The organism is Herbaspirillum sp. ST 5-3, assembly GCF_004804275.1.
Taxonomy (GTDB): Bacteria; Pseudomonadota; Gammaproteobacteria; order Burkholderiales; family Burkholderiaceae_D; genus Noviherbaspirillum.
Genome location: NZ_STGI01000012.1, coordinates 1 through 25,556, shown reverse-complemented (window position 1 = coordinate 25,556; position 25,556 = coordinate 1). Strand labels below are relative to the sequence as shown.

Sequence of the window (25,556 nt, the reverse complement as noted above, 5' to 3'; positions counted from 1 at the left end):
TTGACGCACTATGCCTTCTGGTAAACGCAAACCTTGTTGCGACCGGTATTCTTCGCTTCGTAGAGCGCGGCGTCGGCGCACGCCAGCAAGGTATCCATACTGTCGATCGTGTCGACCCGGCTTGCCAGCCCGATCGATACGGTGAAGCGGATCGATCGCCCATCCTCGAGGCGCACCTCGGCGGCGGAGACGATTTCCAGCAGGCGTGTCGCCACTTCCAATGCGTGTTCCCCATCGGTCTGCGGCAATACGGCCGCGAACTCCTCGCCGCCAAGGCGACCGGTAATATCGACGGTCCTCATGGTGTCATGAAACAGCGTGGCAAAGGTTTGAAGAACAATATCGCCGCACTTGTGGCCATAGGTATCATTGATCTTCTTGAAGTGGTCGATGTCCATCATCAGCACCGACAGCGGGCCGCCATAGCGTGCGGCGTGGGACAACTCTTGCCCCGCCAGTAACAGGAACTGGCGGCGGTTGGCAAGGCCGGTCAGGAAATCGGTTTGGGCCAGCCTCTCCAGCTCCTGTTCCGCTTTCTTGCGGTCGCTAATGTCACGGATCACCCACAGCGATCCATTGATGCTGCCGTCCTTGTCCCGCATCGGCACCGCATGCGCTTCGAGCCAGCGATGCGTCCCCTTGCGTCCGACCAGCTCGAAAGCGAGTCGACCGCGCTCGCCGCTGACGACACTCGTATTCAGTTCGCGCAATGCGGACTGATATTGCGGAACAGCCATGTCGCATAGCCGCGATCCCGCAATCTGCTCCTCGGCATCGACGCCGATCATGTCGAGCCCGGCACGGTTCATCTGCTGCACGGTGCCATCGAGCGACAGGAGCGTGACGCACTCCGGTTCGGTTTCGATGATGGTCTTCAGTTTCGACTCGCTTTCGGCCAGCGCGAATTCGACTTGCTTGAGTTTCGTGACATCCGATACCAGCACCACGAAACCCTTCACCGTGTCGCCCTCCTTGTCCGGAATATATTGCGCCCAGGTATAACCGACACTGCCGTCGGGTTTGGTCAGCGTACGCTCGAACAACTGCGGCTCGCCGCGTAGCGCGGCACGCATGTACGGCTCGTTCTTCGCAAACAGCTCAGGACCCATCAGGTCCTGGATGCGGATGTTGCGCATTTGCTCCGGCGTCTTGCCGAACCATTCCAGATAGGCCGCATTGGAGAAGCGGCAACGCAATTCATTGTTCCAGTAGGCGACCATGCCCGGTAAATGATCCGCGATCATCTTCATGAAACGTTCGCTCTCTTCCACCATCCTGAATGCTTCCGCTTCCCTGGCCGCGGATTCCCGATGCTCGCGCTGATACGCATACAGGCCGGCGATGGAGAGCATCGAGATCAGCGCGTAAATCGCAGCCAGGATCTCGATGTCTCGATACACGGTGGCGTAGATGCGATCGAGCTTGCGGCTCACGGCAACCACCAGCGGCTGGTCCATCTTCAGGCCGGCGGGCATGATCGTGCGCTGCGCAATCATGCGCTCCTCGCCACTGGCGTACACCTTGCCGGAAAACACGGAAGTCTCCCGAGCGCTCTCGCGATGGCGGTAAAAAAATGTTCCGGGCTGCAGGAGATTTATTGCGGGCGCGCTACCCTGGTCCGGCCGGACCAGAAAGCGCGTGCCGCTCCAATGCACGATGGAAGTCATGGTGTCCGGGGTGTAGCGGATCGATTCGAGCAAGGGAGCGAAGTAATTCGGATCCAGCGTGGCAGTCACGACGCCGGCAAAGTTTCCGCGAGCATCGAGCAATGCCTTCGTCAGCGTGACCGAATACACGCCGAGCGATGTCTCAAAAGGCGGCGAAACAAAGAGCATTTCCGGATCCGGGTTCCGCAGTGCTTCCTGGAAATACTCCCGTTGACTGAAATTGCGGCCCTTCAATTCCGCGCGGCTTGCGCCTGTCACGTCGCCCTGCGCATCGAGAACGATCAGGGTACGGATTGCCGGCATCGCATCGGCCAGCGTCTTGAGATAGAAATCGAACTCCTGCGCTGCGCGAAGCGCCGAAATCCGGGTGCGGACATCAAGCAGCGTCTGGTTCACCGCCAGCAGGTTCTGGCTCACGTTTTCCTGGATGACACGGGACTGTGCCAGCAAGCGTTCCGTTTCGCGTTGCTGCGTGCGGTGTTGTCCCTGAAGGAAATAGAAGACACCGGCCGCACCAAGGACCAGCAGTGCGGCACTCAGGATGAGCCAGTGTGCGAACAATGGCGTTGATTTTGTGCGGGTTTGCATCGTTGATAGAAAGGAGGGATTGCACAATCCTTCATCGATCCATTGATGACAGCCACTGGGTTCATTATGGACTCTTTGTTTTGGATTTGCATTGACTGGCGGTATGAGTTTGCAAATTGTTATCTGTTTGGGGCGGCGAAGGCGGGGTGACCATGCAGGTCGATGTCTTTGCAAGGGGCAAGCCAGAACACCTGATGCCTCCCATGGACCGGATATTGTGACAGCAGCCCGGCCATGGCAAGATGCGGAGGACAGGCTCGCAAACTGCCGCCCGCCTCGAGCCAACAACCCTGCCAAACCGCATGCGTACCTTCACCCGCTTCCCAACGCCGCTGCTCAGTCGGTATATTGACCGGTTCTGGGGTTGGGAATCCGACGAGCGCGAGGTCATCTCATTGCCCTCGCTCCTTCCCGGTACCGGCGCCGAAATGTTCTTTCACTATCGCACGCCGTTCCGGCAAATCGAAGGCAGGCACAGTCACGCTCTGCCAAGTGCGCATCTGCTCTGCATCCGCCGACGTCCGGTCGCGCTCGCCGAGATGGGCGGGCTGGGATTCGTGGCCGTCCGGTTCCGCGCCGGGGCACTGCATCACTTCACCAGGGTGCCCGGCAATGAATTGATTGACCAGCAACCGGCTGCGGAAGACTTGTGGGGCAGGGCGGGACATACGCTTGCCGGTCGCGTGGCCGACGCCGGGTCCAATGATGCGCGCGTCCAATTGCTGCAGCACTTCTTCGTTCGACAACTGGAGCAGACGGCAAGCGATGCACTGGTCAGCGTCGCGGCTGCGCATCTCTATCGTCATTGCGACGCGCTATCCATCGAGCAACTGGCATCGCACCTGAATCTCGGCAGACGCCAGCTGGAGCGACGTTTCCTGCAGGTCACCGGGCAGACACCGGTTGAAGCCAAACGCCTGGGCCGATTCCAGAAGACCGCGCGGACGCTTGTGCTCGATCCGTCCGCCAGCTGCGCGGATTCCGCTCTCGCGCACGGCTATTTCGATCAATCGCATTTCATCCGCGAATTCAAGTCCCTCACTTCCCTCTCGCCGCTGGCCTACTTGCAGCAGGCGCGCCTGAAGACGCATTTTTACAATACGCCGCGTCTCGTTCCTGAAAAAATCCACGGCACGCTTTCCAGTGATTGAAAGCGGGTTTGGTGATGCTTCGGCGTGAAGCATTCGGGTTATTTCAGTGAAAGGATAGGTACATGAAGGTTCGCGCACTATTACAGTTGTCGGCGCTCGGCATGGGTATGCTTGCAAATGGCATTGCCATTGCCGCATCGGCTTCGCTGCTCGATGTGCAGGAACGTGTCGTCATCGCGGCAGCGCCTGACGCCGTGTGGAAGGCCGTCAAGGACTTCGACAACATGAGTTGGCATCCCGCCGTCGCCGCAACGCGGTTGACGGAAGGTCGCAACAACGAACGGCAGGCGGTTCGTCTGCTCACGCTCAAGGATGGCGCACGGATGACGGAGCAGTTGCGCGAGCATGACGATGCGCGCAAGGTCCAGCGCTACACCTTGCTCGATTCTCCGTTGCCTGTGACCGACTATGGCGCATCGATTGCGGTTGCGCCCGCCGGCGACGGCGGCTCCACGGTGACATGGCAGGCGCAGTTCCGCCGCAAGCAGGATGCGCCGGTGGATGACGCAGCGATCAAGACGACGATTCGTGGCATATTCGCGGCCGGCTTGGGTCACCTGAAACAGTTGTTGGAAGCTGCGCAGTGACGCGTGATTTTTTCGGCGTGGCAGATCAGCGTGCAGCGAATCTGCCAATCATCTCGGCCGTGATCACGCCCGAATACGCGGTCTTTTCTCCGCGTGCGTTGAACCAGTAACTGCGCGGTTTTTCGCCATGCCAGCGGGGATCGATGGCGTAGCGTAACTGCTCCGGCGGCGCCATGCCGAAGGCCCAGGCATGGCGCGTCATGCCGAGCGCGTCGAGGCGCTTTTGCATGAGAGCGACCGCTTCCGGGTCATTCACGGCGTCGGTGGAAATCGTCACCACGGTCAAGTCCTTGTGCTTGCGTTTTTCTTGCGCGAGCGCTTTCAGACTCGCCTGGCAATAGACGCAATCAAGCGACCATACAACGAGGATGAATGGATTGCCCTTCTGCGTACCAATGATGTGGGCGAGGCTGTCCGGTTCAAATGCCTGAAGCATCTGTCCCGCATTCGCCAAGCAGGGGACAAGGGCACACAGCGCGACCAGAAGCGATGCAATCAACTTGCGCATGATTATTTCTCTCCTTGCACGTGCACGATGCGGATGCCCTCGGCCTGCGTGCGCCACGCGAGCAGGATGCCTGATGGCGTGTTCAACAGGTGCGGATGGTCGGATGCGCCCTCGGTGCGCGCGAGTTCCTGATCGCGCCAGGTCGTGCCGCCATCATTGGATAGCTTGCCGAAGATGGCGGTCGATTTTCCATCGAATTGCTTCCAGGCGAGCACCACGCGCTTGCCATCCACGGCCACTTCTGCATGTTCAGCATTGGGCGCGCCGAGCTTGATCGGCGTGCTCAGCTTTCCGGCCGGCGTCGCGTGGGCATAGAAGATGCCGCCATCGTCATCCTTCATGCTGAACCAGACCTGATGGCGCGTACCGTCATCGCCGAACGCCAGCGACGGGCCGTGATGCGGGCAGGCGTCGATGCGCCAGTTGTCGAAGGATGCGCGCGACAGAGGCATGGCCTTGCCCTCGTGCGTCAACTCGGCCATCGCATGATCGCGCACATTGGGTGAGAAGACATGGCGCCACATCGCAACCGGCCGCCCCTCCTGATTGAGGGCCAGCGCGATGCGGCAGCATTCGCAGGAGTGGTCCGCGATCTTGATGTCGCCCTTGAAGCTTGCGCCGCCATCTTCCGACACGGCATAGTACAGCGCGGCTCCCCTGTACTTCTCCTTGCGCGCCGCGGCGGCGATGCCATCGCGCTTGTCGATCCATGCGACATAAATGCGGCCGCTGCGATCGACGACGAGAGAATCGAAGCGATGCGTGATCTCGTCGCGGTTCGCATGCACGGTGATCGGTGGCAGGAAGGTTTTTCCGCCATCCAGCGAGCGCACGAAGCGGATCTCGCCGGTGTACGGTTTGGCGAGCGGCTTGGTGTAGGTGATGAAAATCTCACCCTGCTTGCCGATCGTGACCTTCGGCCTGTTTTCTCCATCGGCCGCGATCGCTTCAGGCTCCTTCTGGATGCGCACGGGCGATGACCATGTCCTGCCGCCATCGTCGGATGATTGAAGCACCACGAACTGCGCGTCGCCGGCACTCTCCTTGCTGACCGCCCAGAAGCGCCCGGCTGCATCAAGGGCGACAGTCGTGCCCAGTTCGATTCGCTTTCCAGTCGCCACGTTGTGATGCGCATGCCCCGCCTGTGCGCGGGCATCGAGCGACAAAGCGCTCGCAATCAAAATGCAGACTGCCGCGACGGTACGATAAAGAGTGGAGAAATTAGTGGCGCGCATGGTCTTCTCCCCCGGTCACGAAGGCAATCTTGCTGATCCCGTTCTTCTGCGCCACGGCCATGACTGCCGTGACCCGCTCATAGCGCGTGCCGCGATCGGCACGCAACTGCATTTCCGGCGCGGGCATGCCCGAGCTTGTGCTGGCGCGCAGTCGCTCATCCAGCGATTCGAATGCCACCTCTGCGCCATCGACGAAGACCTTGCCTTCCGCGTCCAGCGCTACTTGCACCGTGCGCGGCTTGTCGTCCATGCGACTGGCATCGACCCTCGGCAGGTCGATCGGCACCGCCTGATTGAAGAGTGGTGCGGTGATGATGAAGATCACCAGCAGTACCAGCATCACGTCCACCAGCGGCGTGGTGTTGATTTCCGCCATCGGCTGCGTCATGCCGCCGTTGTTGTGCTTGTAGTTGAATGCCACGCTTGCTCCTCAGTGCGATTGCGCTGCACGCAGCGCGGTGACGGTTGCGGCACGTGCCTGCCCGTCGAGCCGCACGCCGGCGGCCAGCCAGGCGTGCAGGCTGTGGGCGAAGCCGTCGAGCTGCGCCAGCACCAGCCGGTTGGCGCGCGTGAAGGCGTTATAGGCAAGCACGGCGGGGATCGCCACAAACAGGCCGGCGGCCGTCATGATCAGCGCTTCGCCCACCGGGCCGGCCACCTTGTCCAGCACCACTTGCGTGGCGCCGGATAGACCGATCAGCGCGTGATAGATGCCCCACACGGTGCCGAACAATCCCACGAAGGGCGCGGTCGATCCCACCGAAGCGAGAAAGGTCAGGCCGCGCTCCACGCGCGCCTGTGCGAGCAGGGTCGATTGCTGCAGCGTGCGTCCGATGAACTCGCTGGCATCGACGCCCGTGGTCGCCTTTTCTTCCCAGGCTTGCGCAGCCAGCACCGCATCGGTCGCGACCATGGCAAACACGCCGCTGCGGTCTTCCTTGCGGATGGTGTCGAGCGCCTGCGTGCGCGAGGGCGCATTCCAGAACGACTGCATGGCGGCGATGGTCGAGGTGCGAGTGCGCAGGTGCGCAACGAGCTTGCCGATCACGATGGTCCAGCTGAGGGCCGACATCAACAGCAATGCAATGGCGACGGTGTGCGATACCGCATCACCTTGTGCCCAGAAGTGGGCGACTCCGAGTTTTTCATTCATGATGAACTCCTTGTGTGCATGTAACTAGCGGGCATCGAAGGTGTAGGCCAGGCCGACCATGATGCTGCGCGGTGCGCCGGGCGTGTACTGGTTTTGCGTGTTCGGCGAATAGGTGCCGACGCCGGAATAGGAACTCGACGCGGAATCCGCATACTGCTTGTCCGTCAAGTTGCGCGCCTGCAGCCATGCCTCCCAGCCCTTGGCGAACTGGTACCGGGCGCGCAGGTTCAGCAGCGTGTGGCCGGGATATTTCACGGTGTTGGCGTTGTCCATCCAGTATTCGCCCTGATGCACCAGTTCCAGCGCGATGCGCGCGCCCTGCACCGGCTTGTAGCCGATCTCCGCGGTCGTGATGTCGCGCGGCGCCTGCGGCATGTCCTTGCCGCTGTAATCCAGCGTGCCGGACACCTGGTACTTGCGGAAGCGATGCGAGGCGATCGTGGTGCCGAAGCGCATGTCGATTGCGCCCGCGTCATAGCTCAGGCCGAGTTCCAGCCCCTGGCTGCGCGTGCGGCCGGCATTGCGGTACTCGGTGTTTCCCGGCGCAACGGTGTAGTTCACGAGGGTGTCGCGACCATCGAGGCGGTACAGCGCCGAATCGAGCTTGAGCGCGCCGTTCAGGAAAGCCATGCGCAAGCCGATCTCGTAGTTGTCGTAGGTCGATGGCTTCAGATTCGGAATGCCGGTCTTGCCATACAACTGGAGCACCTCGGGCGGCGTGAAGCCTTCGCTGAGATTGGTGTAGACGCTGGCATCCTTGTTGAGCGCATAGGTAGCGCCGACTTTCGGGCTGAAGTGCGAGAAGCTGCGCGATTCGTCCGGCGCGCCGAAATTGATGCTGCCTGCCGGCGAGAGCTTGTTGTGATAGTCGTAGCGGATAGTGTCGATGCGCCCGCCCGCCACCACGCGCGTCTTCGCCAGCGGCGTGAACTCCCATTGTGCGAAGGCCGCGACGTTGTCGATGTCCGCCTGGAAGTCGCGCACGCCCTTCGGATCGGCAGCGTTGGACATCGTGTAGCTGACATATTTTCCGCTCGCCGGATCGCGCGTGATGCTCAGGTTGTCGCTGACGTAAGGGTTGTCGCTCTTGTCGATATACACACCGGCGATCAGGCGTGAGGACAGCCAGTCGAATTCCTGCTGATGCTTCACATCGACACCGAGCGAATCGACATGGTTGTTGTTGATGCTGCCCTTGCAGGTGGTCCCGACGCAGCTGCCGATCGTGTAGCTCGGTATCTGCCCATGGTCGTTCCTGCGGCTGAACAGCGTGATCGTGGTCAATCCATTCTGCGTCGTTTCGCCTTCCCATGCCAGGTTGGCGCGCGTGGTCTTGTCCTTGCGATAGGTGAAGGTGTTGAGGCTCTTGCCGGGATTCGTGCGGTAGTCGTTTTCAAACAGGCTGCCGGTCATCGCGGCATCCAGGTCGGTATGCACCAGCGTCGCGCGCAGCTGGGAGGCGGTGCTCAAGGCATAGTCGCCGCGCAGCGAGAAGGAATCCTTTCTCCCGTTGCTGTACTCCTGCCAATTGTCGCGCGTGCGGCGCGAGCTGTAATGCGAGAAGCGCAGGCCCAGCTTGTCCCAGGTATTGCTCGCCGCGCTGTCATAGCGCGTGAAACCCGCAGTATCGTCATGCCGCACGCCGATGCTTGCCGTCGGTGTGCGCGACGGTGCGGCGGTCAGGAAATTGATCGCCCCGCCGACCGCATTGCTGCCATACAGCGAGGACGCCGGCCCTTTCACCACTTCCACGCTTTCGGTGCCGGCGAGGTTCATTTCGTTCAGCGAGTTGTGGTTGAACACGCCGAGCGGGCGGATCGGAATGCCGTCTTCGAGATACTGATACACCGCATTGGTGCTGATCGGCTGGCGAATTCCCATGCTGTGCTGCTCGTTGCCGAGATCGTTCCAGTAGACGCCAGGAATGCGGTTGATGACCTCGCCCATCGTCTTGGGTTTGTCACGCTTGAGGGCATCGTCCTTCACGACGCCGATGGCCTGTGGAGTCTCGACGAGTTTGGTCGCGGCCCGCGAGCCGCTGACGACGACCTCGTCGAGAACGGGTGCGTCAGCCGCTGCAAGCGCGGCATGGCCCGATTCCGCGAATGCGGCAATCAGGGCGATACAGAGTGGTTGGTAGCTGGATTTCATTGTTGTGATCCCTGGTTTGAATTCATTGCATTAGTTATCGAGGCGGAACACGATAGGCACGACGACGCTGCTGGCGACCGGCTCGCTGCTGCGCCGCGCCGGGATGAATCGCCATTTGCGCACCGCGTTGACGGCGGCTTCGTCGAGGCGGATATAGCCGCTGCTCTGCTTGATCTGCACGTTCTCCGCCTCGCCCTTGGCAGACACTTGTACCAGCAGCAGCACCTTTCCCTCTTCATGCATCCTGCGCGACAGGGCCGGAAAAACGGGGGCGGGATTTTGCAGGTAGTCGGCATCGAAACGTGCCGCCGTCACTGCCACGGGCGCAGGCATCGGCGGCGCTTCTTCCTTTGCCGGTACCGAGGGCTGCGATGCGATCGCCGGTGCTTGTTCGGCATGGGGTACCGCAGCTGACACCGATGGCGCTGTTGCTGGCGCGGTAGGCCGCACAACGGGCCGTTCGGCTTGCGGAAGTGGTTTCGCTTGCTGAACAACTGGCTTGGGAATTTCCTGCGGCTTCTGCGCGGGCAGCGCAACGGTGCGCACCGCCATCCTGATCGGAACCGGTTCGGACGGCGTGCCGAGTGGTGCACGCGACACCCATGCGACGAGCGCGACATGCAGGCCCAGGACGAGCAGGAAAGTGGCCGTTCGTGGGCCACTCGTCGTGGCCGATGCCACGACGGACGTGTAGGACAGGTGCTTCAAGGCAGTGCCTTTGAAAGTCGTTGGATGGACTGGATCAGTCCGCACGCATCAGTGACCCGGACTCCGCGGCGAGCGGGCGCACGCCGGTGGACTCGGACAAGCTGATGCAACAAGCGATAGCCGCCGCATGCGCGGTGCTATCGGCAAGGGCAAAAATCAGGCTATGGCAGGAGGAGCGCGCGACTGCGCGGCGGCCCAGATGAACAGCGGGCGCGGAGACTGGTAGTAGAGGGAAGGTTTTGCCTGAGTGGCAATCAGCAGCGGCAGCGCAAAGCCGGCAACGGGCGGAAGGCCGACCGAGCCGGCATGCGTGTAGCAGAACGGGCAGTGTTCGAAGTGCAGGCCAGGCTTGGCAGGATCGGGCGAGCTATGCTCATGCGCATTGTTTGCCTGCGCCGGCTTGAATCCGGTCTGGGAACAAATGTCGCCCCAGCCCGCATTGCCATCTCTTGCTGCGGAGACGGCATGGGAAATCGACGGCGCAAGCGCAGCCAGCAGAACCGCAAAACATGCGATCCAGGCAGCAAGACGGCGCGTGAAAAGATTCATTCCCATTGCATCATATTAACATTCGGCGCTGGCCATCAGCAACATGATGGCCAGCGCCGCGTTTTCTGAACAATGAGATAGATCGAATTTGCGGGGTTCGTGATGCTTGCCCGCCACAGGCATGCCCCGCTAGCCCGGGCCTGCCTGTTTTTCCCGCACCGGCTCTCCTTATTTGACCATCGCGGTAAAGGGCCAGACATAGGCCTGCAAGGTAACGAACAGTCCGACCAGCGCCGCCAGCGCGATCGAGTGGAAGAACACATAGCGCAGGATGTCGCCTTCATGGTTGAACCAGCGGGTGGCGGTCGATGCCACGACGATGGATTGCGCGTCGATCATCTTGCCCATCACGCCGCCGGAGCTATTGGCCGCGCCCATCAGGTTGGGCGACAGGCCGAGCTGCTCGGCCGCCACGCGCTGCATGCCGCCAAACAGCACGTTCGATGCGGTGTCAGAGCCGGTCATGCTCACGCCCAGCCATCCCATCAGCGTACCGAAGAAGGGATACAGCACGCCGCTGTTGGCGAACGCCAGGCCGAGCGTGGTGTCGGTGCCGGAGAAGCGCGTCAGCGTGCCCAGCGCCAGCATCAGCACGATGGTGACCAGCGAATAGCGCACCAGCCAGAAGGTGCGGAAGAAGGTGTGCACGATTTCCGTCGGACGGTATTTCATGACCAGCGCGCCGACGATGGCTGCCAGCAGGATGCCGGTGCCGGTCGCGGAAAGCAGGTTGAGCACGTAGACCGCGGCCTCCGGATGCGCCTTCGTCACGACCGGCGGCATCTTCATGACCAGATTGTGCAGTCCCTCGATCGGAAACTTGGCGACGAAGAGCTTGTCGAGGAAGACCTTCACCGGCGGCAGGCCCCAGACGAATACGAAGCCGGTCAAAATCGCCCAGGGTGTCCAGGCGCGCACCAGTTCGGCGCGCGAGTAATGTTCCACCGGCCGGGGTTCAGGCACGCGGCCGCCGTCGTGTTCATGGCCTTTCAGGTTGGGCGAGAGCCAGATCTTTTTCGGCTGCCACACGCGCAGGAACAGGATCAGCGACACCATCGACACGATCGCCGCAATGATGTCCACCAGTTCCGGGCCGATGAAGTTGGACACCAGGTACTGCGGAATGGCGAACGACAGGCCGGTGACCAGGAGCGCCGGCCAGATCTCCATCATTGCCTTGCGCCCGGCGAACGCCCAGATCAACCAGAACGGCACCAGCAGCGAGAAGAACGGCAGCTGGCGGCCGATCATCGCGGTCACGTCCATCAGGTCGTAGCCGTGCACCTTGGCCAGCGTGATGACCGGCGTGCCCAGCGCGCCGAATGCCACCGGCGCAGTGTTGGCGATCAGGCTCAGGCCCGATGCGGCCAGCGGCGAGAAGCCCAGGCCGATCAGGATGCCGGCAGTGACGGCCACCGGCGTGCCGAAGCCGGCCGCGCCCTCGAAGAACGCGCCGAAGCAAAATGCGATGAGCAGCAGTTGCAGGCGGCGGTCATCGGTGATGCCCGACAGCGACGATTGCAGGACCTTGAAGCTGCCGTTCTGTTCCGACAGCTGCTGCAGGAAGATGATGTTGAGCACGATCCAGCCGATCGGCAGCAGGCCGGTGAAGCCGCCGAGCATGGCCGCCTTGCCCGCCATCGCGGCCGGCATGCCGTAAGCGAACACGGCGACGATCAGCGCCGCCAGCAAGCCGAGGCCGGCGGCAAGATGCGCCTTGATATGCAGAAAACCCAGCGACACCAGCATGACTACTACCGGTATCGCTGCCAGCAAGGTCGATATGACCATGTTCCCGAATGGGTCGTAAACCTGTTGCCAAACCATAATGCTCTCCTCCAACAAATCAATCAGTAAATCGGTACGGTGCGGCGTGCTTGCCAGGGAATTGTGCGAATGTGCGCTGTCGCCGATCGCGTCGGTACGGCGGCTCAGCCAATTGGCAAGGCGCGGCGGGGGTGATGGTGTTCCGTGAATCGTCTCCTGGGAACCTCGGCGCAGGGCGCGGGCCGAGGCGTGTCTTTGCGTATTTCTTGTTGTGCCCGCATAATCCCAGCAGACGGCCGGACGGCGCAAATTGGTCGGACCAGTCGGCATATGACAGGCGCAGGAGACAGCAATGGGCAGCAGGCAGGCGGGTGGTCGGGTGGAGGAAGTGATGCGCCGCTTGGAAACGGCGATGCTGAATGGAAGCTTCCCGGCCAACGCGCGACTTCCCTCGGAACGGGAAATGGCGGAACGCTATGGGGTGTCGCGCAATACCGTGCGCGAAGCGATTCAGCGGCTGGCGGCCCGCGGCCTGCTACGGAGCCGGCGGGGCGCCGGCGTGTTCGTGTCGGACCAGCTGCGCACCGGCATTGCTTCACCGTGGGGGCAACTGATCACCGACCATCCGACCGTGCGGGAAGACATGCTTGAATTCCGTCGGGTGCTGGAAGGAGCGACCGCTTACTTCGCCGCCTTGCGCGGCAGCGCCGAGGATATCGAACGCATCAGCGGTCTGATGCATGCGCTGGAGTGCGCCCGCAACAGCGACGACAAGGAGACTGAATCCAGCATCGACGCCATGCTGCACGACGCCATCGCGCTGGCTTCGCACAACAGCATGTTCCTGCACCTGCACAGCAGCATCATGAGCATGCTGCGCGAACACATCACGCTCAACGTCGCCGGCTTGCGCGAGCTGGAAGTGTCGGTCCCGGAACAGCTATTGCAGCAGCATCGCAGCGTATGCGACGCCATCTGCGCGCGCCGGCCCGAAGAGGCGCGAACCGCCATGCAGGCCCATATCGACTACGTTCGCACCCGCCTGGTGCCTGTGACGGGCAAGGGCTGAATTGGTCCTGCCAGTAGCAGGCTGCCAACTTTTCCTGCCGCCCTTCACCTTCCCCAGGGCACTGCCAGTACGCCGAACAACTGGCGATGAAACGCCATCACAATCAGCGCCAGCACCACGCCGGATACGACCGCCATCACATCCTGGCGCGCCACCGGCGTGAAGGCCTTGGTCGCATGGCGCGCCATGGCGGAGATCAGATCGACCACCGCATACGCCAGAAACGCGCCGAACAACACGGTCGCTTTCAGTTCACCGTTGGCCAGCAAATGGACAGCCGACCAGATGCCGACACCGATCAGCATCGGATGCTTGATCGCGCGGCGGATGTGCGTGCGCATATTGGCCGCGGCCAGCAGAATGAAGCTGACGATCATCGCCAGCGGCGCGATCCTGATTGCGGCAGGAAACGGATCGAACAGCTTCGGCTCGCTCGGCGCGCGGCCGTAGCCGACCACGATGAGCACCAGGCCGATCGCGGACAGGAGCGAGAACAAGCCCTTGTACTTCTTCTCGCCAAGGGACTTGAACAGCGCATTGCGCAAGCCCGGCAAGGCGGGCAGCAAGTGAATGCCGAGAAACAATACGAGTCCTGCGATCAAGATTTCCATGGGTCGCTCCTTGTTATTGGTGTTGGCTAGGTCTGGTCATGAAGTCGCATGATCGTTCCTGTTTTGCGCCAAGTCCAGCGCTGCCGTTTGCGCAGCCTCAATGATGAGGCTCGGCCTTCTCAAGCGGCGCCGCTCGACCAGTTCGGCCACCAGCGTCATGTAGCGCATCCGCGTTCATCCGGGCGACAGAAGCGCGACATCAGCGCGGCAGCAGGCATCTCCCATAATTCAGATATTGCTTTGGCAACTTTTGCATGTCAGCATGTGTCGCTTCCGCGGGCGGTCCGCAATAACATTCACAACATTCACTGAAAATTCGAGCATGAATCATTCAAAACTGACTTGTACCGCGCTGGCTGTTGTTCTTGCTGTCTTCCTTGGCGGCTGTGCCACGTCGACGCAATCAAGCATTGGCAATGCCGCAACGACTCCATTGAGCGACCTGAACATCGTCCGCGCGGACATCCCGGAGATACTGACGACCGCCCAGAGGCAACCCTACGACATGCCCGCGGACCGCAGCTGTGCAGCTATTTCGTTGCAAGTGCACGACCTCGATGCAGTCCTTGGAGCCGACCTCGATTCCCCGTCGGACGACGGCAATCCGAGCGCCGCGGATCGCAGCACGGAAGTGGTGAAGAAATCCGCGATCGGCGCACTCCAGCGCACCGCCGAAGGCGTCGTTCCATTCCGGGGGTGGGTCAGAAAACTGACTGGAGCTGAGCGGCATTCGCAACACGTCGCCGCCGCGATCGCTGCCGGATCCGCTCGTCGTGCATTCTTGAAAGGTGTGGGTGCTTCACAGGGATGCACATTCCACGCTCCCAGTGAGGTCGCCGCTTCAGCGCAATGAGAGAAGCTGGGCGTCGACAAGGTCTTTCCAGCCAAGGCGTAACGGTGCGTTGAAAACGCCAAGCTGGACGGCAACCGGAACGCGTGCCGCATTGGGGAGGTTTGTGCCGTCACTCATTCTCGGGCGCCTCATCGGAGACGACAAACGGTCGCTTTCAGTTCGCGGTTGGCCAGCAAATGGACCGCGCCCTCAATGAGGCTGCCCGACCTCCTCAACCTGCGCCGCGCTCGACCAGTTCGGCAAAGCGTGCCGGGTCGATATTCGAGCCGCACACGATAACGCCGATGCGCTTGCCGCGCAGTCTGTCGCGCAAGGGGCCGAACAGCGCCGCACTCGCGGTGGCGGCGGCCGGTTCGGCCACCAGCTTCATGTCGCGGTACAGATAGAACATGGCGCGGCAGATTTCATCGTCGCTGACGCGCACCACATCGTCCACGAAGCGTTGACACACCTGGAAGCTGTAGTCCAGTGCATACGGCGCGCCGAGGCTGTCGGCCACCGTGTCGACGCGCTCCAGGCGCTCCGGCCGGCCTGACCGAAAGCTGCGATACAACGCATCCGCGCCCATCGGTTCGACGCCGATCACCGAGCAATGCGGCGCAGTCTGCTTGACCGCCGAAGCGATGCCTGCGCACAGTCCGCCTCCGCCCATTGGAACGACAACCGCGTCGAGCCGCGGGACCTGTTCCATCAATTCCATGCCGACTGTCGCCGTGCCTTGCGCGATCATCGGGCCGTCGAAGGGATGGATCATTGCGCGCCCTTCGTCCATCTCGATTTGCCGTCCGTGGCTGAAGGCGGCATGCACGTCCGGCATCAGGATCACCTGCGCGCCCAGCGCCTTGCAGGCGGCGATGCGCGCGGGACTGGCATGTTCGGGCATCACGACTTTCGCATCGACGTTGCAGGCGCGAGCGCTGTACGCCGCCGCGATCGCGTGGTTGCCAGCGCTGACCGCGACCACGCCGCGCTGCCTGGCCGGCGCGTCGAGTGCCAACAGCGCATTGAGCGCGCCGCGCAACTTGAAGCTGCCGGTCGCCTGGAACAGTTCCAGCTTGAGCCAGACTTCCGTGTCGGTGCCGAGCAGTTCGTCGGCGGCACCGGTTTGCCAGCGCCATACAGGCGTGCGCAGGATCTTGCCGGACAAGCGTCCGGCGGTGGCTGCGATGTCGCGCAGGGACGGATAGGAGCCTGCCTGGCTCGGCATGGGATAGGACATGGGATTCTCCAGTGAATGTCGAAAAGGGATGCGTTCGCAAATGTTCGCAAACGCAGCGATCTCGTTGAGGGACGCCAAGCACCGGCAATTGCCGCAGCTTAACGACCCTGGATAATTCGAATAATGGAGAGGGAGAGAGGAGCGCTGATGCGCGAATGACGGCCACCGACATCCGCGCACGTGCTCGCACGCCGGGCGGCGTGACGGGAACGGGCTGGAATGGAATGGCGCAGAGAGGTCATGCAAGGATGATGCCGAAACTTTGCGCATTTGACAAGGACTGCGCAGCGCACGTGCACATCGCCTTCATGCCTTTCAGTTTCTATTGCGGAAGCCGCCGCGTTCGGGGCAGGGCCCCTCGGGCCAGTTTTCTTCGGCGGGAAACAGATCCTCGACCGGCACGGCGGCGCCGAATTCATTTACGCCGGCATGGTACAAGGCACCGCCGATCTGGATGAAGCGATCGACTTCCTGTGCGCTCAGCTTGTCGCTCACCCTGGCCAGTTGCTCGGCGAGCAAGGCGGCGATGCTGTAGAGGTCGGCGTTGAGGCGCTGGTTCTCGCCGCGCATCATCAGGGACATGATTTCGTACTTGTTCATTCCGCACGCTCCGCAAACATCCAGTATAGGGACTGTGCGCAGAGAGGGAAGAAGCGATTTGCGCGGCGCACGGTCCGCGCATTTCCACCGCCCAATTCAGGAGCGTGCCTTCGGGCGCGAATTCGGCAGGTTGAAGTAATAGCTCATGCGCTTGCGTGGATTCAAATAAGCATGCGCTTCGCGCGATAACTGCATCGGCTTGAGGCTTTCGCTGATGTTGATGTCCGGCTCGTGTTCCAGGTCGAGGATGATGGCTTCGCTGCTCGGCACTTCCGGATCGTAGATCAGTACGGACGGACGCAACGGCCGGGCCGAGTTGACCGCCACCACCATGCCGGGCGTGCCGTCCGACAGGCGCACAATGGTTCCCGGCGGGTACACGCCGAGGCAACGGATGAAGATGCCGAGCGGATCGCCGTCGAGCTGGGTGCGCTGCCGCGCGAACATGTGCGCCAGCGCGGCATACGGCGACAGCGAGTCGGCGGGGTTCGGGCGGTTGCACAGATTGTCGTAGGTGTTGACCACGGCCACGATGCGCGCCAGCGGCGAGATATGGTCGCCCTTGAGGCGGTTCGGATAGCCGCTGCCGTCCATGCATTCATGATGCTCGAGAATGATATCGGTCGCCGCGCGCGACAATCCGAGTTTCTTCGCGATCGGCTCGCCATAGGCGCAGTGCAGCTCGAAAAGATTCTGCTCGGCACGCGTCAGCGGCGTGGTCTTGTGCAGCACCCGATCGGGAATGTCGAGCTTGCCGATATCGTGGAACAGGCTGCCGAAGCCAAGTTCCTTCACGGCTTCCTTCGGCAGCTTCATCTGCTTGGCGAGCATCATCGCCAGCACCGATACGTTCAGCGAGTGGAAGTACATTTCCTCGCCGCCGATCTTGTCCTTCATCAGGTGGATCGCGATATCGCGATCGGTCAGTACGGAATCGACCAGGTGATCAACCAGTTCGTTGGCGCGCTGATAGGCTTCCTGCGGCCGGGCGAAGAGATTGTTGTTGATGTGCTTGAGCGTGGCCGCGGTGCGCACGAACTGCGACTCGCATTCGACCACCGCCGCGCGCTGCTGGTTGATGCGTTCGATGCGCGCGCGCTTGGCCTTGGCCATCGGACTTTCCGGCAGGTCGACGGCTTCGGTCGCGCGATCCTCCGCGGAAATGGTTTCGCCCGGCGCCAGCGGTTCCGGCACACTGTCGCTGCGCAGTGGATCGATGCGGATACGCTTGAGTCCGAGCGCGCGGATCTTGGCCAGCTGCTCTTCGTTTTTTATCTTGAAGCTGTTGCGCGGAAAATCATGCTGCAGCCAACTCAGGTCGAGAATGACGAACATTCCGACACGCAGCTGCTCGATGATGATTTGATAAGACTTGGCGGTAACGTTCATGTCTGACGCCCAAAACGTAAGGAAACATTCTAGCACCCGGGCTTGCACAACAGTTAACCAATAGCTCGTTTCACAATTTCCTGAAATCCTGCGCGCGCAGCAGCGGCGCGGCGAAGTCGATGAAGGCGCGCACCCGTGCCGACATCAGCTTCGAGTGCGGATACAGCATCGTGATTGGCAACGGTTCAGCTTCGAACTTGCGCAGGATGGGCTTGAGCTCGCCTGCCCTGACCGGCGCCTGCACCATGTAGGACAGGAAGGCGCCGATACCCATGCCCTCGCGGCAGGCATTCAGCGCGGCGTCGACCGAGTTGGTCGTGATGCGCGGCGCGATGCGAACGCTCAGGTCATGTCCATCCTCGCGGAACTGCCATTCGCTCAGCACGCTGCGACCGGTGAAGCGGATCGCCGCATGTTCAGTCAGTTGCGACGGATGCCTCGGCGTGCCATGTTCTTTCAGGTAGGCGGGACTGGCGCAGATCACGCGGTGCAGAAAGCCGGCCGGCACCGCATGCAAGGTGGAATCGGCCAAGTGGCCGATGCGCACCGCGATGTCGACGCCTTCCTCGATCAGGTCGATGCTGCGATCGAGCAGCAGCAAGTCGACGTTCAGTTCGGGATGCATACGCAAAAAGCGCATCACCAGCGGCGCCACATGCAGGCGGCCGAACAGCACCGGCGCGGTGACCACCAGCTTGCCGGACGGCCTGGCCTTGGCTTCAAACAGCGCTTCTTCCGCCTCCTCCAGTTGTGCGAGCGCAGTCTTGCAGATCGTCAGGTAGCGATGCCCTTCATCAGTCAGATGAATGCGCCGCGTGGTGCGGTTGAACAGGCGCACGCCGAGATTGCTTTCCAGTTCGGCGAGCTTGCGCACCACCGTGGGCAGCGACGTATCGAGCGCGTCGGCGGCGGCAGTCAGACTGCCGCGCTCGGCGATTTCGACAAAGGTTTGAATGCTGCGCAACTTGTCCATGGGCCAGACTCCATGCGATTTGATTACTCCGGATTATGAAGTAATTTGCTTTGTTTATTGCTATTTATTCAGCAATGCGGCTGACGCAGAATCGAACTTCCCCAATCAAGAAGGAGAACCGACATGCAGCCACCATCGCCCATCAAGCTCTACCGCAGCATCGTCTCCGGTCATGCACACCGCGCCGAACTTTTTCTCTCCCTGCTCGGCCTGCCCTTTGATGCAGTCGATATTGACCTGCGTGCCGGCCAGCAAAAGAGCGCGGAATTTCTCAAGCTCAATCCCTTCGGCCAGGTGCCGGTGATCGACGACAACGGCACCGTGGTGGCCGACTCGAACGCCATCCTGGTCTACCTTGCATTGCGTTACGGAGACGAGCACTGGATGCCGCGCGATGCGCTCGGCGCGTCGCAGCTGCAGCGCTGGCTGTCGGTGGCCGCCGGCGAGATCGCCTTCGGCCCTGCCCTGGCGCGGGTCGGCAAGCGTTTCGGCAGGCCGGTGGACATCGACGCCGCGCAACAGCGCGCGCAGCGCCTGTTCGCCATCATGGACACGGAACTGCAGGCGCGCAGCTTTCTGTTGGGCGACACGCCGACCATCGCCGACATCGCCTGCTACAGCTATATCGCCCGCGCACCGGAAGGCGACATTTCGCTGACGCCTTATCCGGCATTGCGCGCGTGGCTCGCGCGCGTCGAGGCCTTGCCGCGCTTCGTGCCGATGATCGAATTGCCGCCCGCCGGCGCGAAAGCGGCATAGGAGCTCGCATGGAAGCCGATCGTCTGCCTTCTTCCGAAACTGGACAGCCGTTTCACGCCGGCGAGATCGCCGCGCAGGAACGTGTCGGCGTGCGCAGCCAGATGGAAAAGGTCGGCAGAGTCGCGCTGCGCGATTACATGCCGCAGCAGCACCGCGACTTCTTCCCCTTGCTGCCGACCTTCTTCGTCGGCGGCAGCGATGATGACGGTCGACTGTGGGCGTCGCTGCTGTGGGGCGAGCCGGGATTTATGCAGTCGCCGGACCCGGTCAGCTTGCGCATAGCCGCATCCCTGCAGCAAGACGATCCGCTGACCGCAGCGATGCAGCCGGGCTATGCACTCGGCGGCCTCGGCCTGCAGTTCGAGACGCGCCGTCGCAATCGCGTCAACGGCGTGGTCAGCAACACGGATGCACAGGGTTTCACACTCGGCGTACAGCAGAGTTTCGGCAATTGCGCGAAATACATCCAGACGCGCGAGCGGCTGCCATTAACCGAGGAACGAGCGACGTCGTTGACGGCGGGCGGCGCTACTCTGCCCAATGCGGCAAGGGCCTTGATCCGGCAATGCGATACCTTCTTCATCGCGAGCGCGGCGGGGCAAGCAGTCGATGTATCGCATCGCGGCGGACGGCCCGGCTTCGTGCAGGTCGATGCGCAAGGCGGATTGATGTGGCCGGATTTTCAGGGCAACAACCTCTTCAACACCATCGGCAATCTGCTCGCCGACGGGCGCGCGGGCTTGTTGTTCATCGATTTCGAGCAAGGAGATTTGCTGCATCTGAGCGGCCGTGCCGACGTCGTGTGGGAAGGGCCGCAGGTCGAAGGCTTCGCGGGCGCGAAGCGCATGCTGCGTTTTTCTCCCGAGCGATTTGTGTTCAGGCAGGGTGCGCTGCCCATGCGCTGGGTCTTGCGCGAGTCGTCGCCGCATCTGCAAGCGACGGCAAGCTTTGCGTGATGTTATCGCGGAATGCGCGCCGTTCCCTGGATGGTGAGACCCGGCTCAAGCACGACGGGTGGCGGCGCCGGCGCATAAATCACCGCCGGTTCGCCATCATCCTTGCACTTGCGCTTTTCCTTGTACTCGCCGTTCTTCTTGAACTTGCGCTCCACCATGCAATGGCCGTCCCAATACTTTTCCTTGTATTCGCGGCCATGTCCGCCTTCGTCTTTCCATGAGTCGGCCAGCGCGACCAGCGGCAAGGTGAACAGCACAACGGTCGGCCATAGCAATCTGCAAACGTTCTTCATCGCTTTTTTCCGGGGGAGTTTGCAATAGCTTAGCGGCCGGGTTTCGAGCCTTGCAGTCTTATTACTGATTGAAACAGATTTGCGCGACCGGAGAAACATTTCCACACATAAACAGGCATAATATTTCGGCTGCTACGAGAACACCATGGCCGAACATTATCTGACTGTCCGCTCCGTCTCCTCCTCCTTGCAACGCTTCGCGGTCCGGGCACTGGCCCTGTTCGGCTGGCGCGTGAATTTCGCGCCGCTGCCCGGGCCGCGCGGCGTCGTGATCGTGTATCCGCATACCTCCAACTGGGATTTTGTCATCGGGCTGTTTGCGAAATGGGGTGTCGGCGTGCCGTTCCGCTGGCTTGGCAAGGAGGCCCTGTTTCGCGGCGCGTGCGGTGCGCTGCTCGGACCCTTGTTCCGTGCATGGGGCGGCGAGCCGATCGAGCGCGGCGCTTCCACCGGCGCTATCGAGCGGCTGGCGGTGCGCATCAAGCAGGCCGACCATTACTGGCTCGCGCTGGCACCGGAAGGCACGCGCAAATATCGCGATACCTGGCGCAGCGGTTTTTATCACATCGCGCTGAGCGCCGGCGTGCCGCTCGGCATCGCCTGCATCGACTATCAGAAGAAGGAAGTGCGCCTGGTGGACTACATCACGCTGACCGGCGATCTGGAGTCCGATCTCGCACGCATCCGCGATGTGTACAGCAGCGTGCGCGGCTTGCGACCTGAATACGCATCGCCCATCAAGTTCGGCCAGCCCGACCCGCGCAAGGGCCGGCGCCAATAGGACCAGAAGGCCTGGCATGAAGCCGCAGGGTAGTCCTGCCGGCCGCCGTTCGGAACCATTCTGTCAGGACCATTGATATTTCCCCGAATCCCGTTCGCGCGGGAACGATAGCATTACCTGGCAGCTCGAAGTTTGTCCAGACAGCAATCGCAAGCGCCGGGAGACCTGATGCATGTTCTTTGAAATTCCGGGCCGGCTGATGCCGGGCCTGCCCTATCCGCTTGGCGCAAGCTATGACGGCTCGGGCGTCAACTTCGCCGTGTTTTCGGCGAGTGCGGAGAAGATCGAGCTGTGCGTGTTCGACGCAGCCGGCCGCAAGGAACTGGCGCGGTTGCCTCTGCCCGAATGCACCGACGAAGTCTGGCACGGCTACCTGCCCGAAGCCAACCCCGGTCTGCTCTACGGCTATCGCGCCCACGGGCCGTACGAGCCGCAGCGCGGTTACCGCTTCAATCATCACAAGCTGCTGCTCGATCCGTACGCGCGGCAACTATCCGGCCCGCTGCGCTGGACCGACGCGCTGTTCGGCTACCGCATCGGCTCGTCGCGCGCCGACCTCAGTTTCGACCGGCGCGACAGCGCGGCGGCGATGCCGAAAGCGGTCGTGGTCGAAGACGCATTCAATTGGGGCGACGACCGGCGGCCAGTCGTTCCATGGTCAAAGACTGTGATTTATGAAGCGCACGTGCGCGGCATCTCGATGCTGCGCGAGGACTTGCGTGCCGATCTGCGCGGCACCTTCACCGCGTTGGCCAATCCGCGCTTCATCGATCATCTGCACAAGCTCGGCGTGACCACCGTCGAACTGATGCCGGTGCAGGCCTTCCTGCAGGATCATTTCCTGCTGGGACGCGGGTTGCGCAATTACTGGGGCTACAGTCCGCTGTCCTTCTTTGCGCCGGAACCGAGCTACCTGTCCACCGGCGGACTGCACGACATGCGCTTCGCGATCCGCCGCCTGCACGCGGCGGGCATCGAAGTGATTCTCGACGTGGTCTACAACCATACCGCCAGCGGCAGCGAACTGGGGCCGACCATCTGCTTTCGCGGCCTCGACAACGGCAGCTATTTCCGCCTCGTGCCCGGCAACGAACGCTACTACATCGACGAAACCGGCTGCGGCAACACGCTCAACATCTCGCATCCGCGCGTGCTGCAGATGGTGCTCGACTCCCTGCGCTACTGGGCCGACTCGTTTCATATCGATGGTTTTCGCTTCGACCTCGGCGCGACGCTCGGGCGCGAAGGCACCGGCTTCGATCCGGGCGCCGGGTTCTTCGACGCGATTCTGCAAGACCCCGTGCTATCGCGCCTGAAGCTGATTTCCGAGCCTTGGGACGTCGGCCTCGGCGGCTACCAGCTCGGCAACCACCCGCCGCGCTTCGCCGAATGGAACGACAAGTTCCGCGACTGCGTCCGGCAGTTCTGGCGCGGCGACGCCGGACAGCGGCCCGAACTCGCCAAGCGCCTCAGCGGTTCGGCCGACATGTTCGACCGGCGCCATCGCAAGCCCTGGGCATCCATCAACTTCGTGACCTCGCATGACGGCTTCACGCTGCAGGATCTGGTCAGCTATGCGCAGAAGCACAACGAAGCCAACGGCGAAGACAACAACGACGGGCATAGCGAAAACCACAGCGCGAACTGGGGCACGGAAGGCGCGAGCGACGATCCCGCAGTCCGGGATCTGCGCGAAAAGGTGAAGCGCGCCATGCTGGCCACCCTCCTGTTCGCGCAAGGCACGCCGATGCTTCTCGCTGGTGACGAATTCGGCCGCACACAAGGCGGCAACAACAATGCCTATTGCCAGGACAATGAAATTTCATGGGTGGACTGGAAGGCGGCGCACACGCCGGAAGGGCAATCGCTGATCGACTACGTGGGCCGGCTGGCGGCGCTACGCCACAGCTTCGCCTTGCTGCAATCACGACGCTTCCTGCACGGCCAGGAAGTCGCGCCCGGCGTACCGGACATCGCCTGGTTCGACGAACAGGGCAATGGCCTGTCGGAAGAGGCATGGCAGAACTCCGAAGCGTGGGCGCTGTCGGTGCGGCGGGCAGGCGTCGCCGTCGATGGAGAGCTGGAGCTAGTGCTGATGTTCATCAACGGCGGGCCTGAACCGATTCGATTCAGTTTTCCGCCGGGGCAGGTGAGATGGTATTTGCTGATTGATAGTGCGGTACCGGGCGCCGAGATGCGTGTTGTCGAGGAGCCTGCCGTTGAGGTGCAGGGGCACAGTGCGGTGTTGTTTGCGAATCGGGTGCCGGGAGGAGTGAAGGGGGATTAAGTATGTATCCTCAGTTCGCCTCTCTCAAACCAAGGAAGTTGATTGCTTCAGTGAGATGCCTGTCCCATTCATCGGGAACCACCTTGATCGTCTTTGCCGGCATTGATGTCTTTGCTATCAAATCATCGCAAAGTGCTGTGTACTCGGCCCAAAACTGATGCATCCCATGGGCACCGCTTAATCCGCGCGAAACAGAGTAATGCGTGCGCTCCAGATATTCGCCTACCTTCGCTGTCCAAGCCGCGCCTCGAAATCTGGAAACATAAGCTGCGTATTGCGCCGCGTCCCGTGGTCGCAAGTAGACCATGCGAGGGCTCAGCGGGCGAATTATGTCCTCAAAGCGTCGATAATAATCCTCAATGCCAGCTTGCTTATGCTCCATCATAAAGCGGACGGTCGACTGGAAGGCGCTGCCTTCCAGAATATGCAAGATGTTCCGCTTCTGGTACTGCTCGACAAAGTTTGACCAGGACCGCAGGCACTCTTCGGCAAAGCTCGGCTGAGATTTCAATATGCGCCAGGTTGCCGGATGTACCGGGTGATTTTTTGACTCCTCTAAATACCATTTGGCGTCATATCCTACCCGAGCAGCCGCGGCACAGATCTTCTCTGCTAATGTGCTCTTTCCCGAGCCTGGGATTCCTTCGATAAATATGAGGTGCATATCTCGGGTATGAGCTCTTTTCGTTTGGGCGCCATCTTCTCAAATTTCTTGTGGTCCAAAAATCCCAAGACAGGTCACAAGAAATTTGTGTATCGTCAAGTTGAGGCAGATATTGCATTCCAACATTTGAGTGATTACAAGGCCTGACCGCGGGAGCCGATCCATCGTCAACGCTTTCCCCAGTCCGCGACGAATGCCGGCAAATCGTATTCAGTTTTAAGAGGCAGTTTTTCTACTGGTGTAACGCCATCAATCTCTTCGTTAATTGGGGGGAGGTCCTTAACTGCCCAGTTCCCATTTCCGACTTTAGAAATCTGGAAATTCCGAGTGATTACTGTTTGCTCCTTGTTTCCAATCAGCCTGAATTTCCAACGAAGCCTGTACGCCCCGTCTTTGTAGGTGACCTTTGGCTTTTCATAGTCGCTAAGAGTCGCGCTGTATATCCAGTACAAGCCACGACTCGCATAATCATACAAATAGAGTGAATGCTCTGTTGATCCATCTGCGACGGCGCACATTTCCTGGTACAACACGAAAGGTGCCGCGACTAATTCAGCCGAAATCGATTCGCCTTCGCAGTTGCCTTGAAATGGACGGAATCGACCCGTAAGCTTGCTTTTCTTATGCATACGAATCTCAAATATTTTTGTATTGTTCTTGTCATCGAAAGATTCAAATATGCCGAACCGCTCCCCCGTTGATTGCCGCAACAGAATGGATTCGTTCGAGCGGCCATATAGCCAACGATCTGCATCTGGCAACTCGTCTGATGTATCCGGCGTCCGGTTTCGCCAATCCAGGTTCTTCTCGATATCTTTTTGAATTCGTGCCTCTTCCGCTTGGCGCTCTTTCTGGCTGTAGATTTTTTCGGCGTGAACGTTCGGGGTGGCGGAAAAAATGAACGTAGCGACAAAGGCTATAAAAAATTTTTGCGAATTCTCTAACATAGTTTTTACTCTGGCTAAGAACTTGTCCGTAAATTGAAAGTCGCATCCGAATTGCCGGTGACGGCAATCGGAGGTGATGAAGATGAGCAAG

27 protein-coding genes are annotated in these 25,556 nt (G+C 61.1%); 9 read left to right on the top strand and 18 right to left on the bottom strand.

Annotation, left to right across the window (positions count from 1 at the left end):
- Positions 1–8: 8 nt before the first annotated feature.
- Positions 9–2,255, bottom strand: coding sequence for a diguanylate cyclase (locus E6W33_RS20225; RefSeq protein WP_136419138.1), 2,247 nt, complete (start codon positions 2,253–2,255; stop codon positions 9–11).
- A gap of 302 nt (positions 2,256–2,557) precedes the next feature.
- Here E6W33_RS20225 and E6W33_RS20220 point away from each other — a divergent pair, with 302 nt between their 5' ends.
- Both E6W33_RS20220 and E6W33_RS20215 read left to right on the top strand, forming a co-directional pair.
- On the top strand, positions 2,558–3,406 hold the full coding sequence (locus tag E6W33_RS20220; protein WP_168798702.1) for a helix-turn-helix transcriptional regulator: 849 nt from the start codon (positions 2,558–2,560) through the stop codon (positions 3,404–3,406).
- 62 nt (positions 3,407–3,468) lie between these two features.
- Positions 3,469–3,993 carry an SRPBCC family protein gene (locus E6W33_RS20215; protein ID WP_136419136.1) on the top strand — a complete coding sequence of 175 codons (525 nt, stop codon included), beginning with the start codon at positions 3,469–3,471 and terminating at the stop codon, positions 3,991–3,993.
- Positions 3,994–4,018: 25 nt separating this feature from the next.
- Here E6W33_RS20215 and E6W33_RS20210 read toward each other — a convergent pair whose 3' ends face one another.
- The 8 genes from E6W33_RS20210 to E6W33_RS20175 all read right to left on the bottom strand — a co-directional run bounded on the left by E6W33_RS20210 (position 4,019) and on the right by E6W33_RS20175 (position 12,124).
- Positions 4,019–4,501 (bottom strand): redoxin domain-containing protein, encoded by a 483-nt coding sequence (locus E6W33_RS20210; RefSeq protein ID WP_136419135.1) that lies wholly within the window; start codon positions 4,499–4,501, stop codon positions 4,019–4,021.
- Between the two features lie 2 nt (positions 4,502–4,503).
- A complete protein-coding gene (locus tag E6W33_RS20205) occupies positions 4,504–5,736 on the bottom strand; it encodes a sialidase family protein (RefSeq protein WP_211097397.1) in 1,233 nt (410 codons plus the stop codon).
- Entirely contained in the window at positions 5,723–6,157 is a 435-nt protein-coding gene (locus tag E6W33_RS20200) for a biopolymer transporter ExbD (protein WP_247869717.1), read from the bottom strand. Before E6W33_RS20200 ends, E6W33_RS20205 begins: the two co-directional genes overlap by 14 nt.
- Before the next feature lie 9 nt (positions 6,158–6,166).
- Positions 6,167–6,889, bottom strand: coding sequence for a MotA/TolQ/ExbB proton channel family protein (locus E6W33_RS20195; protein ID WP_136419134.1), 723 nt, complete (start codon positions 6,887–6,889; stop codon positions 6,167–6,169).
- A 24-nt stretch (positions 6,890–6,913) separates the two neighbouring features.
- Complete coding sequence (locus E6W33_RS20190) at positions 6,914–9,040, bottom strand: TonB-dependent receptor (protein ID WP_136419133.1); 2,127 nt, start codon at positions 9,038–9,040, stop codon at positions 6,914–6,916.
- A 30-nt stretch (positions 9,041–9,070) separates the two neighbouring features.
- A complete protein-coding gene (locus tag E6W33_RS20185) occupies positions 9,071–9,748 on the bottom strand; it encodes an energy transducer TonB (protein ID WP_211097396.1) in 678 nt (225 codons plus the stop codon).
- A 156-nt stretch (positions 9,749–9,904) separates the two neighbouring features.
- On the bottom strand, positions 9,905–10,297 hold the full coding sequence (locus E6W33_RS20180; protein ID WP_136419132.1) for a DUF2946 domain-containing protein: 393 nt from the start codon (positions 10,295–10,297) through the stop codon (positions 9,905–9,907).
- A gap of 168 nt (positions 10,298–10,465) precedes the next feature.
- Entirely contained in the window at positions 10,466–12,124 is a 1,659-nt protein-coding gene (locus tag E6W33_RS20175; protein ID WP_136419131.1) for an L-lactate permease, read from the bottom strand.
- A 292-nt stretch (positions 12,125–12,416) separates the two neighbouring features.
- Between E6W33_RS20175 and E6W33_RS20170 the strand changes: the two genes are divergently transcribed.
- Positions 12,417–13,133, top strand: a complete 717-nt coding sequence (locus E6W33_RS20170) for a FadR/GntR family transcriptional regulator (protein WP_136419130.1) — start codon at positions 12,417–12,419, stop codon at positions 13,131–13,133.
- Between the two features lie 44 nt (positions 13,134–13,177).
- On the opposite strand, the gene E6W33_RS20165 is transcribed toward E6W33_RS20170, so the two are convergent.
- A complete protein-coding gene (locus E6W33_RS20165; protein WP_136419129.1) occupies positions 13,178–13,744 on the bottom strand; it encodes an NnrU family protein in 567 nt (188 codons plus the stop codon).
- 48 nt (positions 13,745–13,792) lie between these two features.
- Between E6W33_RS20165 and E6W33_RS20160 the strand changes: the two genes are divergently transcribed.
- A complete protein-coding gene (locus E6W33_RS20160) occupies positions 13,793–14,056 on the top strand; it encodes a hypothetical protein (protein WP_136419128.1) in 264 nt (87 codons plus the stop codon).
- A 10-nt stretch (positions 14,057–14,066) separates the two neighbouring features.
- Complete coding sequence (locus E6W33_RS20155; protein ID WP_136419127.1) at positions 14,067–14,597, top strand: hypothetical protein; 531 nt, start codon at positions 14,067–14,069, stop codon at positions 14,595–14,597.
- Here E6W33_RS20155 and E6W33_RS27885 read toward each other — a convergent pair.
- From E6W33_RS27885 to E6W33_RS20135, 5 genes are all read right to left on the bottom strand, one after another.
- Positions 14,586–14,714, bottom strand: a complete 129-nt coding sequence (locus tag E6W33_RS27885) for a hypothetical protein (protein WP_282183707.1) — start codon at positions 14,712–14,714, stop codon at positions 14,586–14,588. The two genes, E6W33_RS20155 and E6W33_RS27885, sit on opposite strands and share 12 nt — an antisense overlap.
- 94 nt (positions 14,715–14,808) lie before the next feature.
- Complete coding sequence (locus E6W33_RS20150) at positions 14,809–15,816, bottom strand: pyridoxal-phosphate dependent enzyme (RefSeq protein ID WP_211097395.1); 1,008 nt, start codon at positions 15,814–15,816, stop codon at positions 14,809–14,811.
- A gap of 315 nt (positions 15,817–16,131) precedes the next feature.
- Complete coding sequence (locus E6W33_RS20145; RefSeq protein ID WP_136419126.1) at positions 16,132–16,416, bottom strand: hypothetical protein; 285 nt, start codon at positions 16,414–16,416, stop codon at positions 16,132–16,134.
- A 96-nt stretch (positions 16,417–16,512) separates the two neighbouring features.
- On the bottom strand, positions 16,513–17,805 hold the full coding sequence (locus E6W33_RS20140; protein WP_136419125.1) for an HD-GYP domain-containing protein: 1,293 nt from the start codon (positions 17,803–17,805) through the stop codon (positions 16,513–16,515).
- Between the two features lie 70 nt (positions 17,806–17,875).
- Positions 17,876–18,778, bottom strand: a complete 903-nt coding sequence (locus E6W33_RS20135) for a LysR family transcriptional regulator (RefSeq protein WP_136419124.1) — start codon at positions 18,776–18,778, stop codon at positions 17,876–17,878.
- Positions 18,779–18,901: 123 nt separating this feature from the next.
- Here E6W33_RS20135 and E6W33_RS20130 point away from each other — a divergent pair, with 123 nt between their 5' ends.
- Both E6W33_RS20130 and E6W33_RS20125 read left to right on the top strand, forming a co-directional pair.
- A complete protein-coding gene (locus E6W33_RS20130; RefSeq protein ID WP_136419123.1) occupies positions 18,902–19,537 on the top strand; it encodes a glutathione S-transferase in 636 nt (211 codons plus the stop codon).
- Between the two features lie 8 nt (positions 19,538–19,545).
- Positions 19,546–20,493, top strand: coding sequence for a pyridoxamine 5'-phosphate oxidase family protein (locus tag E6W33_RS20125; RefSeq protein ID WP_136419122.1), 948 nt, complete (start codon positions 19,546–19,548; stop codon positions 20,491–20,493).
- A gap of 2 nt (positions 20,494–20,495) precedes the next feature.
- Here the strand turns inward: E6W33_RS20125 and E6W33_RS20120 are convergent, their stop codons facing one another.
- The gene (locus E6W33_RS20120) at positions 20,496–20,786 is read right to left on the bottom strand and encodes a hypothetical protein (RefSeq protein ID WP_136419121.1); all 291 of its coding nucleotides are present in this window, start codon (positions 20,784–20,786) and stop codon (positions 20,496–20,498) included.
- 145 nt (positions 20,787–20,931) lie between these two features.
- Here E6W33_RS20120 and E6W33_RS20115 point away from each other — a divergent pair, with 145 nt between their 5' ends.
- Both E6W33_RS20115 and glgX read left to right on the top strand, forming a co-directional pair.
- The gene (locus E6W33_RS20115; protein ID WP_136419120.1) at positions 20,932–21,567 is read left to right on the top strand and encodes a 1-acyl-sn-glycerol-3-phosphate acyltransferase; all 636 of its coding nucleotides are present in this window, start codon (positions 20,932–20,934) and stop codon (positions 21,565–21,567) included.
- A 172-nt stretch (positions 21,568–21,739) separates the two neighbouring features.
- Positions 21,740–23,854 (top strand): glycogen debranching protein GlgX, encoded by a 2,115-nt coding sequence (glgX, locus tag E6W33_RS20110; protein ID WP_136419119.1) that lies wholly within the window; start codon positions 21,740–21,742, stop codon positions 23,852–23,854.
- Between the two features lie 10 nt (positions 23,855–23,864).
- Here the strand turns inward: glgX and E6W33_RS20105 are convergent, their stop codons facing one another.
- Both E6W33_RS20105 and E6W33_RS20100 read right to left on the bottom strand, forming a co-directional pair.
- Positions 23,865–24,518, bottom strand: a complete 654-nt coding sequence (locus E6W33_RS20105) for a hypothetical protein (protein WP_136419118.1) — start codon at positions 24,516–24,518, stop codon at positions 23,865–23,867.
- A gap of 167 nt (positions 24,519–24,685) precedes the next feature.
- The coding region (locus tag E6W33_RS20100; RefSeq protein WP_211097394.1) for a hypothetical protein at positions 24,686–25,556 on the bottom strand (871 nt) is incomplete at its 5' end.